Consider the following 15,109-nt stretch of genomic DNA (forward strand, 5'->3'; position numbering starts at 1 on the left):
ATTAAATTTTTTTAATTAAATCTAGAATACTTAGAATAAATACTCTGCTTTTTCATTTTTATGATTAACTATTTTCTTTTACAGTTACTGCAACTTCATCATAAATTTCTTCATGATTACTATCTGTATTTATCTTAACACGAGTATATTCCGCATTTAGTAATTCCATTCTTACTTTTATAGGGTGAATTGGACACTTTAAATAAGGATCTCTAAATATATATATTTCTGGTCCATCAGGATATTTTTTCATATCTAGTTTAACTACTCTATAAATATAATAATTGGTTCCAGTAGAATTTGATCTAGCGTTGTCTAGTTCAGATTGTGTTAACTCAATATTATATATATCATCTAATGATGCTTTAACTTCTATTTTTCGTATTTTTCCATCTGATTCTACTGATTGAATATCACATCCCGGACCATAATTATTTTTACTTCTTCTCTGCTTGCTTGGAGAATCATCTGGTTTCCTACCGTGTTTTCTCTCATAGTCCATAGCAATTTTCATACTTTGTTCTTCTATTGTTTTTCTTTGGTCTGAATCATTCACTCTACCAATTGAACTACTATTATTTCCTACACTAAAACTAGAATACCCTACAGTTCTTGCTGGAGTGTCAGATACTGGCTCTATATAATCACGACTTCCTTCTATGTGTTCTTCACTATATACAACATTATTAAAATCTAAATTTATAACTTTTCGTTTTTCATAAGTAGTTATATCTGTACTGGAATTATAAATGGTTTCCACTACGCTTGTACTATTTCTCTCATGTTTATTTTCCACATCAATGTCTTTAGAAATAAATTCTTGTTTATCATCTTCAACTTCAATACTTTCATCAATTATAAGTTCATTTACAAATTCATCTATTTTTTCCTCATCTATATCTATACTTTTGAGTATTTTCATTCTCGTTCTACTTCCTTTGCTTAGCAATGTAAAAAACGCTTCATTTAAATCGACATTAAACAATTCACATAATCTATTTGATATATTAAGAATAAATTCAACTTCGCTTTGCATCTTTATTTGCTCTCCTGAGGAAAGGATTCTTGAACATATATATATTATGTTAACATCACTATTATTTTCTTTGTGAACATATGATTCGACTTCTCTTTTGGGAATTTTTATTTTTAAGTCATTCCTTATATCTGTAATTATAGATTCTACATATATATGAGTTACTGGTTTTACTTTGATCTTTTGTAAAATATCGATAATTTCTTTTTTTATATCTTCTTGTTTTGACATCCTTGCTAATATGTAAGGCTTAGCATCATCAATAAATTTATTTACTATTCCAACTAATGTTTCATCAGTTGAACCGAACTCAGGAAACTCTGTTAATGATTTCGATAATGATGGTATGTCAAATAAATGTTTAATTCTAGATTCTCTATTCACATCAACTTGAAAACATGGCACAAATAATTTTGATTCATTTAATAATTCTAATTTGTCTGCATATAATATTTCACTTACAGAATAAAACTTATATTTTCCCTGATAAGTTGCCATCAACTTTCCACTTTTAATAAATTCATTTTTTGCTTTCAGCAAAATTTCATTATTTATTTTGGCATCACTTCTAATAAATGCACGATAGATACTTCTAATTTTTTCAGCGTCATCACCGCTAATTTCTTGATTCTCATATTTTTCTGCCACTTTATAAAGAATATTATACCAATGTCGTGCATCTAATGAATGCAAATCATTCTTTACACCAATATTGATCAAAAAAACTTTTATGCTCTCAACATTAGCCACAATTTTTTGATTTTTATAAGACACTTGTGGTACATAACCTATTAAATTTTTATTTATTCCTCCCTTATCAATAAAAAATATATCTTTAGGTTCTAATGCATTCCCTTCTTTATCATATAGCCATTTAATATTTCTAAATAGCCACATTATATAACTATCCGATATTTGAGTAGGATATGTATAAGCACTTCTATATGGTTTATATGAAATTGTTGCAGATAATCCATTTATAATATTAATATTTTGCGCTAGATAATTTAATAAAACTTTTGCTCTATAACTATTCCTAACTATATAATATATTTTGTCTATTATAAAATCCGATATAAGTTCAAACCGCTCTTCTTGATTGCTTACATTTACATAACTCTCATATTTTTTGGTGATATACCTCCAATATTCCCTACTATAAGCAGTTTTGTCTAAATATTTATTTCTTAATTCGATTATTCTTGGTTTATTTTCAACCCCAATAAAGTATAAAAAACTATATAATTCATTTTCATTTAATCCAATGTTCTCTATATAATATTTTCTATCACATATAAACTCCCCAATCCCGCTATATAGCAGTTCTAATAGATTACTCCCTATCCAATCTTCGCTAAAATAACATTCTCCTGCTTTAACCCATTTTATATTTTCTTCATTTCCTTTACATGGTATGGGAATTTCTTTTAAAATTCTAAGTGTTTCCTTTTCAGGTCTGTTGAAATCATAATTCATCTCCTTATCGTCACTTCTAAATAGTTGATATGTAAACTTGATCATTTCTATTTCATTAATATTATTTTTATCAACTTCCCAATACTTTTTAATATTGACTGATAATACTTCTCTTAATACTTCTCTTGCTTGAAATCTTTTTACACCTAGATCATCTAGATATTCTTCCCAAGCCTTTTCTCTATTAGGAGCCAAACTTTTAACTAAGTCAGAATTAATAAATTTAATATTTATCCAACTTGGTAATTTAGCAAATTCAGTTCTTCCCGGATTCATGAATACCTTTATATCATTTGAACATACAATTTCATTATCAGAAGTTAATAGTATTTTTCTCATTTTTAGAGTTTCTTCATATTTTTTTCTTTCATAATAATCTAATTTGGATTTTAATTCTTGTATCAAAATATATGCTTTTCTAAACCACTCCACTTCTTTTCTATAATTTTTCTCTATACAATTAAGTATTTCATCAATACTTATATCTTTAACTCCCATTATATCTAATAACTCGCATCTTTTTAATTTAGTAAACTCGATGTTAACTAAATTCAATTCAGCAAATACTTGATTTGTAAAATCCGAGTACCAATTCGCCCATTCAGAATATGGGAAAAAAAATCGACTAACTTTCATTGGTAATTTAACCATTCCATCTGAATTGGGTATAAATTTCATTTTACTAAGTTTTTTATAAACTAATTGACAAAATAATTCCCCTACAGTTTTAGGTAAATAATCATCACCTAATAAATTTGAAATTTTTTCTTTACCAAGATTACTTACAAGCAAATCTATGTGATTGCATATATTAGTTTTGTTATTCATTATTTTAGGCAATACAATATCTATAAATATATCGACTGCTTTTTTAGTAAGATTTCTATTATATTCATGCTCAAGATTTATATTTTTTCTTGAACTGTCAGTATAATAGGATGCATGAAATAAAAATGGTAAAGAAAATTCCTCACAAGTTGGAAAGTATACTCTAATATAATTTTCATCCAAATTATCTAAAGGTTTATAATTTAGTTCTTCTTTCTGCAACGCAAAAGAAACCTTACAAGCATTAATATCTTGAAAAACCTGTTCATCAGTATCCCCAATAAAATTTTTTTCAATTTCAAATGTTTCATTATATACTTGCCAAATTGATTTATTATTTCCATCTTCTAACGTACATTGATTATCTAATTCCTGACTCTCAGATCTATGTATAATAAAATCTTTCTCTATTAATGAACTATCATCTTCTTCAATTCTAATTGAAATCTTATTTAAAGAATTTAAAAACAATAATATAGTAGATTTGATCTCTAATAATTTCTCTTTTAATACTATATAATTGTTATCTGTTATTTTCAGTTTTATTACTGTAGCGTTTTCTTTAACAAACTCAGTCAATATTTTATCTTGCATCCATATTTCTTGACTTAGATATTGCGGAAACCTAAACAATGCTATATTATCCGAATCAAAATTATCAATTCCATTAATATTTGATTCATAAAGAAACTTCATAGCATCATTTCTATTAAATTTACAATGTAAGTCTCCACTATGAATTTCAGGTCTATCAGTAAAACACAAAACCGATTTAAAACCCAATCCTTTTTCTCCTATGTATAATTTTCTGTCTTTCTTAGGACTATGTGAAAGTCTACAAATGGCTTCTAAACCATTCTGAGTTACAGGATACCCACCATTTACACAATAAAATGCATCCTTTTTAAGATATAATATAACATTTTTATCACCTATTCTCATATTCTCGGTATCATTTGTAACCTGAGCATCATCTGCATTCTGAAGTAATTCTAATATTACACGCCCCTTATAATCATCTTTTACTCTTGTTTCTGATCCAAAATCTTCTCTAATTCTCTTTGGATCATACGTATATGTTTTTATCATCGTTTCTCTAAAATTAGAAATCCACGTTTCCCAATCATTCATTTCCACTAAATATCTCTCCCATCTTATTTTACATTTCAATAACTTGTCCAAAAAAAATTTTTAATCACTTAGCAACCAAGTTTTTCTTTGTAATACTCAACCCTCTAAAATAAATTTCTTATTAGCACGAGCAATGTATGTTTATTACATTACTTGAAATTTCATTTAATGCACTACTAAAAATTATATATTAATTTAAATCTAAATTATGTCTTTTATTTCAATATTCTAGAAAAAATTTTCGACATTATTTGTTGTTATCTAATTTTTTAATATTGATTAAAATACTGTAGCGTAAATGAATTGGTATTATCAAAAAATAATAAATGCCTAAGTTTTTTCATAAGACGTTTAATTGCATATTTTGTTTCCACTTATACTCAAGTAGAAAAACTCAATAAATCCAACATTTCTTAGAAAGAAACTCTTATAATAAAAAAAGACGTTAAAACAAATATAAAAAGGTGGAATAAACTATGATTAATAAAAACGAAATATTAAACACAAAAGAAATTGTTAAAAGATTAAACAATAATGAGCGTATAGAAGATATAGCACTACTAATAAGTTATAATCCAATTGAATTATTGGGGGAAATACAAAAAACATACTACTATAGCAAATCAAATAAACATTGGTTTAGTCTACATGAAATTGTAACCAAAAGACTAAATAAAAGCGAAAGTTTTAAGGATATAGCAAAAGATATAGGTTTGGAAAGTAGTACATTCAGAAAGCGAGTAGAAAAAGAATATTGTTGGAGTTTTGCTGACAAATGTTTTGTACCCAAAATGTATAGAAAAGAATTTGGTTTAGAAGAGTTTGATGTGCTTAGAACTTCTGCCGATTGTCTCGAAGAAACACAAATATTGATAATGGAACGATATAAGGATAGAGATTATTGGAAAGAAGAAAACTATAATTGTTTTGGAGAAAAGTGCATAAAGGAAGAGTGTATATTAATAGAACCTTTAGATAAGGAATTAACAGAAGACGCTGAAAAACTAGGACTATCGAAAAATAATTTAATACAACTTTATTTGCTAAGGTATTTAAGTAAGAATAAAAAAAGAAAAGGTAGTGGTTTGAAGTTTGAAAGAGAATATAAAAAAACAACACATGAAATTTATGAAGATATAATGGCAATTGGAGCAGATGAATACCTAAAAAGACAGCGACCTAAACTTTTAGAAAATAAGAAAAAATAACTAAATATATGCACATAATGCTGATATATGTGGCTTTTTTCCTTGAATTATAATAGACTCATTAATAACTTCACTATATATAATGTGTTAATGAGTAGTATAATACTATATATAGTTTGAGGTAGGTGTATAACATGAATAAAGAATATTTGTTACTAGATAAAATATCAAAGAAAAGATGGCATTATTTAAAAGATAGTATGCAAATTGAGCCGGTTCGTTGTAATAATACATCTGAAATAATAGTTTTAGATTGTGAAACTACAGGCTTGGATATAGGGTGTTATGGCAAAGATGAAATTTTAGAAATTTCAATAATTAATGGGGAAGGAAATGTTCTTTTGAATACCTTGTTGAAACCATATAATAAGAAAGATTGGCCTGAAGCAGTATGGATACATAACATAACACCTGATATGGTATCTGAAATGCCGTATCCACATGAAATACTCCCAATATTGTTAGGAATATTAAATACAGCAAAGGTCATAGTGGGGTATAATATTTCATTTGATTTACGTGTTCTCGAAAGTATTGGAATTAAATGGACTGGCAAAGTTGATGATGTAATGAAAATGTTTGTGCCTATTTATAAGAAAGATACTGGAAATTGGAGAAATCAAAAACTATCTACATGTGCAGCCTATTACAATTACAATTATGAATCAGCAAATCATAGGAGTTTAGAAGATGCCAAATCAACATTACATTGCTATAAATGTATAAACAATAATGTAGTAGGTCATAAAACTTTATTCTCTGATTTAATAGATAAATATAAACAGGAACTAATTGAGTATTTTGAAGGAAATAACAAAGGTTATGAAGGTAACTTAGAAAGTGCTCTAAAATTAGCATGTAAGATCATTGATGAAAAAGACACTAAACAGATGATAGGGTTATTTCATAAAAATATGTCTGATAAAGAATTATTAAATATATGGCGTATTATTTTCTATTCTATAAGAGGATTATCAGTAACAGATCGTGTTAAAAAGGTTAAGCAACCTACTGGTGGTTATGTAAATCCTAAGAATATGGTAATTGAAATAATAGATGAAAGCGATGATAGATTTTGCGATATTTCAGATGAAAATATATCACCTTCACTAATTGGATTAGTAGTTGATTATTTAGCTCGTATGATATTAGGAGAAGAGAAAAAAAGCATCTTCCATATTGCTTTAAAAGGAGCAGCAATTATAGATGAAAAGGAAAGCGATGATCAAAAAACACAAACCAAACGTGCAATGAGAATTCTAAAAAAAATAAATTCCATAGATAATGAATCTATAAAATACACCTGCCGTTTGGTTCAGTATGACTCATGGGGCAGAGGAGGGATGAGCGAATTAAACTGGCATCTTGCTCCCAATGAATATACATTAGAAAATATAAAATGCATGATACATAGATGTACTGTTTTTTTTGAAAAGTACGGACCTATACTTCAAAGTGGATTTACTTTTGAAGGGGGATATTCAAGAATCATTACAAGCGGGGATGGAGATTACATCAGTAATGATACAATTTGGGATTTCAAAGTATCTAAAAACTTACCAACAAAAGAAAATACATTACAGTTGTTGATTTATTATGTAATGGGTAAAGTATCCGCTAAAGATGAATTTAAAGAAATAAAACAGATTGGGATTTGTAATCCGAGGTTAAATATTGTAGCATTAAAAAAAATAAAAGATGTTGGCAACAAAATCCTAGAAAAGATTGCTGACGAAGTGATTGGATATGGTTATTGAGATGCAGCCAATGAAACTGATGATGAATATATGTCTATAAGTCTCATTCAAGTATTATAAACATTCGCTTCATAAATCCCCTTAGAAATACTTATGATTCAAACTTATTTAGTTCCCTTTTTAAACTGCCTCCTGAAAAAATAGAATGACATAGCCATTCTATTTTTTGATGTGTATAAATACAAAATACTTAATCAATTTATATGGATTTTTTAACCTTTTACATATAAGTATCTTTTCTAAATCATGATTGTATACAATAATAACATTACATACTTGCATATATATCCATCATTCCATCTATATAATTTATAATGCTGAGTTACAATATCATAATTGTTGTAGCAAATATAAGTTTTCAATTGCTACGTCTTAAGTTACTTTGGTACAGCAATTACAATTTTTTGTATTTATGCTATCAGAGTAAATATATAATTTCTCACACAAATTTAAATTTATCGAATCACCCAGATATACTTGGGAATAACCTCATTCTCATGGATCATTTTCAAATAACATTGCTTTTAACGTAGAGTTTCTTTGAATATTATTGCTATCGAGGCAACCTTTAGCACTTTCTTTCTCAACTTTACCACAAATTTCTTACTTTTTATGTTCCTCTTTTAGTTGTTTAAATATATCTTGTCTTAGTTTTATTAACGGCTCTGATGATATATTCTTTCCCATGAAACTAAACCATATACTGAATATGTCAAATGGCACGCTTAAACCATGTGTTGCTTCATATACTTTATCACCAAATTCAAAGTACTCTTCTATATATTTCTTTACTTCAGAAACTTCATCTAAATGAGCTTGGTATACCTTATTAAGTTTAAATACCTCTACAGAAGCTTCAGCTCTTTCTATACTTTTTGTATCTATTATTATCTCTGATACTCGTTCGCCTACCTCCAATGGTATCTTAAAGATTAAGCTATCACTTGGATCCTCATATGGGTATAAGTGCTTTTTATTTTTTGTTCCTTTCATCCTTGAATTACATACACCACAACTTGGTATTAAATTAAAAATATTCATTTGTAATATTGGATATTCTACCTTAGGGTAATAATGGTCTGCATCGGCAGTAGTTTTTCTGTTATCTGATTCACCTTCATATGATGTTATGTATTGCCTATTGCAATATGGACATACTTTAATCCCTAAACTCGTAATAAACTCATGCCTATTCCATTTTTCACCATTACCCAACTTTGTTCCTACGTTGAATCCCACATAATTAAATATGAAGTTTAACTCTTTACGAATAGCTTCAATTGTTGCCCCATGTTTTTCTAAATCACTAAACTCAAATCCATATATCATTAAAAAAGTATTGTTAAATTTATCTACTATATCTTTTAATTCAGCTGATAAGCAATAGTTTATTAAAGAAGATTTTCTATTTTCTGGCATATCTCCAAATAAACTCATAAGCAACTTACGCTTTTTAGTCATCCTTTTTCCCTTTATCATTGCCTCCAACTTCGGTAAAGATGTTTGTTCAATATATTCTTTATGACTATCGTTTATATGTTTTCTCGTTGCCGTAGATACTTCAATCTTTACCATTTACTATCCCTTCCCTCATCTTTTGCTGCAATATAAATAGAATATGACTTCAGCTTTTCTCTAAGGAATTTATCTCCTATATTATCAATGATATATACCAGCTTTTTCCGGTCCTCTATACCTAAATTAGTGTTCCTTATGTTATCTATTGCCCATTGAATCTGTTTCCTTGCTATCGCTCCTATGCTTCCTTGTTCCATGAAAAATGAATCATAGAATAATGTACTAATATTTGCTCCAAAAGTAAACTTGTCCTTAGATGTCGTTTCAAATGACTTTTGTAAATAAATGATGTTATCTTTCGGTATATCTGATAAAATAATTGGTGAATGTGTGGCTATTACCAATTGAACCTTCTTTTTATTAAATTCCTTAGATTCATTTATCCACCTAGTAATATGTGTTAATATGTCCTGCTGCCATTTAGGGTGTAGAAATGCATCTATCTCATCTATTATCAATAATATACTTCCGCTTGTTTTCTTTTTTAGTGCTGAATAGACAGTAGCAAATAGGTTTATCATTGCTGCTTCACCAGAAGACATAGGCTGAGGTATAATACTAAGCATTCTTCCGTATACAGTCTCTTTGTTATTATAGTGATCAATTATTAATTCAATGAGTTGCATAAATCCAAAGTTGATTGTCTGAGCAATCTCTATATTTGCAATTATGTTATAATCATCTAAGAAGTTTTGAACCTGTCTATACCACCTCGACTCTCGTAGCGCCTGCATATTTCCGTCTTGTAAATCAATAAAGCCTCTTATGACATTAAGATCAACACCTTGTACATTTCTTATCCTTCTAATTAACTCTTTCTTAGGTGCGTTTTCATCATTATTTGCTATTTGTCCTAATATTTTCTCAAATGCTTCTTCACTGTTAATCCTAATATGATCTTTTTCAAGTACTTCAAAGTTAACATTTTTATATCTTGAGGTAAACATATTTATTAGGCACAACACAATTTCACAGAGTATATTTAAATACATTTGCTGCCAATGATCCTTTTTAAATTTATCCGCTAAAAACTCATAGATATTTTTTCTGATAAACATAACTGTCTGATTAAATTGGCTTTGTCTAAAAAAGTCTTCCTGAAACTTAATGTATTCCCCAAATTCTGTTATATTTAACTTAAAATCTTTCATAATAGGTAATAGTTTTGCTATTGAGTTTGGAAAGTATCTTACTGCAATTAAAAAATTATAACTTATAGATGTAGCATATGGTGTTTTAAAATCTGTAGTCATATTTTGAGCATATTGATTAATTACATCTAACAATATGAATCCACCATCAGCCTTATCAGCTCCGTAATGACTTTTCAGTTTTGTAAATGCTTTCTGTAATGAAAGCATTGGTGTATAGCAAAGAGACTTATGTACTCCCCATGAACTAAACTCTGATAGACCTTGATTATTCATTACATTACTTATCTCAAAAGCATTTGTAAAATATACTGTTGTTATGTCATGCTCCTGCTCTGCTTTAATAAATTCTTCTTTTTGTACTGTCTTTAAATCTATGAGTTCAATTTCTATGCCTTCCGGGTTATTAATTATTGGTTCATCAGATAAATAGTAGTGTATGATGAGTTTGCTTCGTTCGCCTTTCTGATTACTACCTCTCTCATAAACTAAAATTCTCTTCGTATCAATAGATACATATTCTTTATTTTCATCACATGGATGTACACTATCACATTTATCATATAAAAATCTCGTTATTGTTGTCTTTCCTACCCCATTTCTTCCTACTATCGCTGTTATATCAAGGATATTATTTCCATAAAAGTTATCTATATAGTCTCTATTTTTAGATACATTAAGTACGTTAAACTCTATATCAAAATCAATGTGATAAGAACTTGAGATATTAAATGATTGATTCTTAATCATGTTGTAATGATTTTCTACCCACAAGTATAATAACTTCATATGTTCTACTCCTCCGATTTATTGTTTTCTATTATATTTTATTACAATAAACTCAACTTCTGATTTGTCATTTTCCAATTATCCCTACAAATTATCCTTTATACTTTTACCTTTATCCATAAAGTTTACTTTCTTTACAGATTATAAACTATCGCACTATCTTAAAAACTAAATACACAAATATGTATTGAGCATAGCGAGATGTTTAATTTATATTTTTTTCAATATCGATGCTACCATTAACTTTATCTATCAAATGTAATATCATCTTATAAAGTTTTTCATAATCTTTAGTTAGTGCAAATTTACAACATTCTTCAGATGTAACATAATATCCATTTACTACACTTTCTCCAGTCTTAGAATAATGCATAATTCTATGATTACCATTAATTATGGTATATTGGGTTGCTCTACTTTCTTGCATTATTATAATTGGATTTTTTTCTTTTTCCTTATAAAGGATATCCCTTTTGTTAATCCTAATCTGATTGTCTATTTCATAATCTTCCTGATATCCTTCTACCATAATAGAGAGTAACTCGTCTATGTTGAATGATGCCTTACTATAATTTCGATTCTCTATATAATTCGATAATTTACTTACATTTACTATCAACGGAAATTTTAATGCTAAATCATCCTTACCTATATGAATTGATAAGAAAATACTTGTATCAATCAATTCATTTATTTTACTGATTTTCTCGTATTCATCTTCTCTTGGCAATAATACTAATTTTCGTAATTCATTTCTAAACTTCATCAAATGATAAATCGACAACAGCCTTAAAGGATATTCCTTTTTGTATTTATTTAAAATATAAAATTCATAATCCGAAATGGATCTTGCAACCATTTCCTTACCATTCTGATATTTTTTTTGAATTTGCTTTTGTATATATTTTTCTATATATAAATCCATATCCATCATTATACATCTCCGCTCTTTTTCACCTAATTAAGAGTTAACTATTGTTTTTCTTTATATAATTCCTATTTATCCATCATAAACATAATGAAAGTATATATGAAAATTACTATATTTTACTCAGCTCCATGATACTATACATTTATAATTTGCATGCCCCACATCCATAGGTTGGTATCGTTTCATATTCTCTCAGATATTGAACTAACGATGTTTTTTCAATCTTAGGACATTTTATCTTTTCTTCGATAGTTGCTTGTTCAATATTTTTAATAGTCAATAGATATTTCATGTGTATTTTTTCACACGTCAACCGTCTGCTCATGTTTGTATGACCATCAGTCAATGACAAATACTTATCATTATATTCTTTTTCAAGCATTTTCTTTACTTCATTTACTACTTGCTCTTTTAATTCTTCATGCTTCCTGACATATTCTTGTTTTATTAATTCAATTTTTTTATATTCCTTCTCCAGTTCTTCTTCTAATTTTAAGTGAACTCTATCCGATATTTCTTGGTTACTTTTAGCAACTTCATTACTTAATAAACTATTCTTTTCCTCCAACTTTCCTATTTCTTTTTCTTTTATCTCTAACATCTCTTTTTCATCTGTTAACTGTTCTATGATGCTTTCTAATCTTTGTTCTAATACATCTCTATTTCTTTTTATATTTATATTCTCATTTTTTAATGCATCAATGTCATAGATATATCTTTCATATAAATCATTAAGTGATTTTTGGCAAAATTCTATAGTTTTATTTTTATGCATCACAACTCTATTGTGATACTCTGATATATCACTTATATTAGTAATATCGTTAAAATACAAATAAGCAACCACACAATAATCACCTTTTATAGTAATAGTATCAAGTACACTAGCAATAATTAATTTTCTCTTATGTCTGTTTTTCTCTTCTAACCCTATTAATTTTTCACCTTTTGGATTTGTATATTCTGTTATTGGAATATGCATAAATAATAATTGATTATTGCTATAATTTTTTAATGCAAATAAAAACTCAGTATCAGCATGAAATGCATAGTAGCCACTTAACTTTTCTACAGCAGTAAATTCTAACATATCAATAATTGATCCTCTGATTTCCTTGTTTTTAGTCACCTCATCTTCCAGTGCTGTTCTACCTTCTTCTTTCAATCTCATAACATCTATATAATTGTCTGATATAAAAGTTGCTCTATTTAAATGATCCAACGAGTAAGCATTGATAATATTCTCTTCTAGAAATCCAACTTTTTTATACTCTATTGCTTTTTCTACATGTTTTATAGTTAGTGGATTTTTGCTTGTTTGCCCCTCGAAAATATATTGTTCATTTCTTTGTATTTTTCTTTCTATCTGATTATAAATTGGTTGAACTAATAAGTCTGATCGAAATTTTGTATTCTCAAATCGATTATAAGTTAGTACATCTTCATCTTTCATAACAATATATTTATTCTCTTTGCTCCAAAACTTTGTTACTGCAAATTTTTTCATTTCTTTATGTAATACACTTTCAAAAGTATTGGCTCTAGGCTTATCAAACTTGAAAATTTCTTTATATTCTTCATTTTCTGTACGCAAACTACAATCAGGTATAATTTCATCCTTATCAGTTTTTTTATGTGCAAAGTAAGGCTCTTTCTTCATTCCATCTCCCAGTGCACATATATGTACTTCCTTTTTGCATTCTATACATCTTAATTTAATTTTATTTAAGGGTGTCTCATGCAAGTAATCAGATAAATCACCGCTATTACTCATAATCCAAAATTCTGGATAAACTTCCTTCCATTCATATTCTATAAATGCCTCTGCTTTAAACACTATTGCCACCTCATTTTGTGTAAAATTCATTTATTGACTCACCAAATTATCTCTTTTAAAGCCATACTTTGTAATTTTATAAATATACTTTTCTGCACAATTTCATATAATTTTAATCAAATACTCTTTATTAACTAATTCTATAAAAATTTCTCTTTTTGATAATCTACCAATCACTTTATAAGAATCATTCTCTCTAAGTGGTTCCTTAACTGTAAATTGCCAGTGCACTCCACTATTCTTAGTATCAGAAAATTTATTTTTATCTATCATTTTTTCTATAAAATCTCTCAAGTCTGTAAACAATAATTTTCCTTTAAATCTTATTATTAAATACCCATTAGAATAGTCTGAAGTAAACTTATCTAAATTTACTTTTCTAATATCAAACCAATTTGATTCATTTCCTATAGATGGTGATAATATAAATTTCCCCTCCTTAGTAAATATTGTAGTATTCCTATACTGTTTTAACCCAATTTCATTTTTTAATATCCCAATATTATTATTGCTTGTTTTTGTATGATCTCCTGCCATAATATCCCTCCAAATCACTTTAAAAGTCTTCTGTGCCGTTAAATTAATATCCTATCTCTTTAATATTAAGAATTTCTTTTTTAGAAACAATCATTGCTTTCCCATCATAGCAAGTATTACAATCCAATGCCATTTTATAATTATGAATTTTATTATATAAATAATTAAGAGCTACTCCTACATAATAATCTTTCACATTATCTGAAATAAATTTTACAATAATTGATTTGGAACTCTTTATATAATTTTCAGTAAGATTGATACCATAAATTTTTTCAAAACATGCACTTATATTTTCCACAATCTCTGGAACTTTGAGATAATCATAATTTCCTATTTCTTTGCTGCTAAAAGCAGCATCTCTAACTAACATTGCATAAGGACCCCAATGAAATTCATTTCTCACTTTCATTCTATATAAATTAGCAAAGTGATTATCATAATCTGATTCTATTCTCTTTCTAAATTTTTGCCATTCATATTCATCAATTTTTTCTTTTACTAATGAATATAAAGTTCTCCATAAGTCATTAATATAATTACCTAATGGATAAATTCCATCATTATACGCATTAATATCCATAGTCCTTGCGAGATGAAACCAACACACTTTATCAATCTGAATTTTGATTTTATAATCCCTAACAATCTTATTTAACAACAACTCATATGATCTATAATCACAATACAGATGCTTATTGTAATAATCTTGTATATCTATTTTTCTCAAAAAATGTTCAATTTCATTTTTATCTAATTCAAGTATATTACTGAGGGAAAAATATGTACTTTCTATAGTTTCACAATCTAATATTTTCTCCATCCATTTACTCTCCTTTTAAAATAAACA

Annotated in this window: 9 protein-coding genes; 2 read left to right on the forward strand and 7 right to left on the reverse strand. The window is 27.6% G+C overall.

Features of this window, described 5'->3' with window-relative positions:
- Window positions 1-64: 64 nt before the first annotated feature.
- Entirely contained in the window at window positions 65-4,471 is a 4,407-nt protein-coding gene (locus CDLVIII_RS28785; protein WP_242836043.1) for a DUF3883 domain-containing protein, read from the reverse strand.
- A gap of 476 nt (window positions 4,472-4,947) precedes the next feature.
- On the opposite strand from CDLVIII_RS28785, the gene CDLVIII_RS28790 reads away from it, so the two are divergent.
- Both CDLVIII_RS28790 and CDLVIII_RS29590 read left to right on the forward strand, forming a co-directional pair.
- Window positions 4,948-5,679, forward strand: coding sequence for a hypothetical protein (locus tag CDLVIII_RS28790; RefSeq protein ID WP_009172998.1), 732 nt, complete (start codon window positions 4,948-4,950; stop codon window positions 5,677-5,679).
- A gap of 134 nt (window positions 5,680-5,813) precedes the next feature.
- Window positions 5,814-7,436: a 3'-5' exonuclease gene (locus tag CDLVIII_RS29590; RefSeq protein WP_009172999.1), complete on the forward strand. Its 1,623-nt coding sequence runs from the start codon at window positions 5,814-5,816 to the stop codon at window positions 7,434-7,436.
- A gap of 603 nt (window positions 7,437-8,039) precedes the next feature.
- On the opposite strand, the gene CDLVIII_RS28800 is transcribed toward CDLVIII_RS29590, so the two are convergent.
- From CDLVIII_RS28800 to CDLVIII_RS28825, 6 genes are all read right to left on the reverse strand, one after another.
- A complete protein-coding gene (locus tag CDLVIII_RS28800) occupies window positions 8,040-9,011 on the reverse strand; it encodes a hypothetical protein (protein WP_009173000.1) in 972 nt (323 codons plus the stop codon).
- Window positions 9,005-10,954: an AAA family ATPase gene (locus tag CDLVIII_RS28805; protein ID WP_009173001.1), complete on the reverse strand. Its 1,950-nt coding sequence runs from the start codon at window positions 10,952-10,954 to the stop codon at window positions 9,005-9,007. The genes CDLVIII_RS28800 and CDLVIII_RS28805 overlap by 7 nt, the downstream gene beginning before the upstream one ends.
- 205 nt (window positions 10,955-11,159) lie before the next feature.
- Window positions 11,160-11,888, reverse strand: a complete 729-nt coding sequence (locus CDLVIII_RS28810) for a hypothetical protein (protein ID WP_009173002.1) — start codon at window positions 11,886-11,888, stop codon at window positions 11,160-11,162.
- A 139-nt stretch (window positions 11,889-12,027) separates the two neighbouring features.
- Complete coding sequence (locus CDLVIII_RS28815) at window positions 12,028-13,752, reverse strand: hypothetical protein (RefSeq protein WP_009173003.1); 1,725 nt, start codon at window positions 13,750-13,752, stop codon at window positions 12,028-12,030.
- 72 nt (window positions 13,753-13,824) lie between these two features.
- Window positions 13,825-14,259, reverse strand: a complete 435-nt coding sequence (locus CDLVIII_RS28820) for a hypothetical protein (protein WP_009173004.1) — start codon at window positions 14,257-14,259, stop codon at window positions 13,825-13,827.
- Window positions 14,260-14,302: 43 nt separating this feature from the next.
- Window positions 14,303-15,082 carry a hypothetical protein gene (locus CDLVIII_RS28825; protein WP_009173005.1) on the reverse strand — a complete coding sequence of 260 codons (780 nt, stop codon included), beginning with the start codon at window positions 15,080-15,082 and terminating at the stop codon, window positions 14,303-14,305.
- Window positions 15,083-15,109 lie beyond the last annotated feature (27 nt).

Origin of the sequence: Clostridium sp. DL-VIII, assembly GCF_000230835.1 — a bacterium.
In the GTDB taxonomy this organism is placed as follows: Bacteria; Bacillota; Clostridia; order Clostridiales; family Clostridiaceae; genus Clostridium.

Excerpts from the sequence above, each read along its gene's own strand:
- CDLVIII_RS28785 (WP_242836043.1), bottom strand. The coding sequence starts at position 4,471 with ATGAATGATTGGGAAACGTGGATTTCTAATTTTAGAGAAACGATGATA.
- CDLVIII_RS28790 (WP_009172998.1), top strand. The coding sequence starts at position 4,948 with ATGATTAATAAAAACGAAATATTAAACACAAAAGAAATTGTTAAAAGA.
- CDLVIII_RS29590 (WP_009172999.1), top strand. The coding sequence starts at position 5,814 with ATGAATAAAGAATATTTGTTACTAGATAAAATATCAAAGAAAAGATGG.
- CDLVIII_RS28800 (WP_009173000.1), bottom strand. The coding sequence starts at position 9,011 with ATGGTAAAGATTGAAGTATCTACGGCAACGAGAAAACATATAAACGAT.
- CDLVIII_RS28805 (WP_009173001.1), bottom strand. The coding sequence starts at position 10,954 with ATGAAGTTATTATACTTGTGGGTAGAAAATCATTACAACATGATTAAG.
- CDLVIII_RS28810 (WP_009173002.1), bottom strand. The coding sequence starts at position 11,888 with ATGATGGATATGGATTTATATATAGAAAAATATATACAAAAGCAAATT.
- CDLVIII_RS28815 (WP_009173003.1), bottom strand. The coding sequence starts at position 13,752 with ATGAATTTTACACAAAATGAGGTGGCAATAGTGTTTAAAGCAGAGGCA.
- CDLVIII_RS28820 (WP_009173004.1), bottom strand. The coding sequence starts at position 14,259 with ATGGCAGGAGATCATACAAAAACAAGCAATAATAATATTGGGATATTA.
- CDLVIII_RS28825 (WP_009173005.1), bottom strand. The coding sequence starts at position 15,082 with ATGGAGAAAATATTAGATTGTGAAACTATAGAAAGTACATATTTTTCC.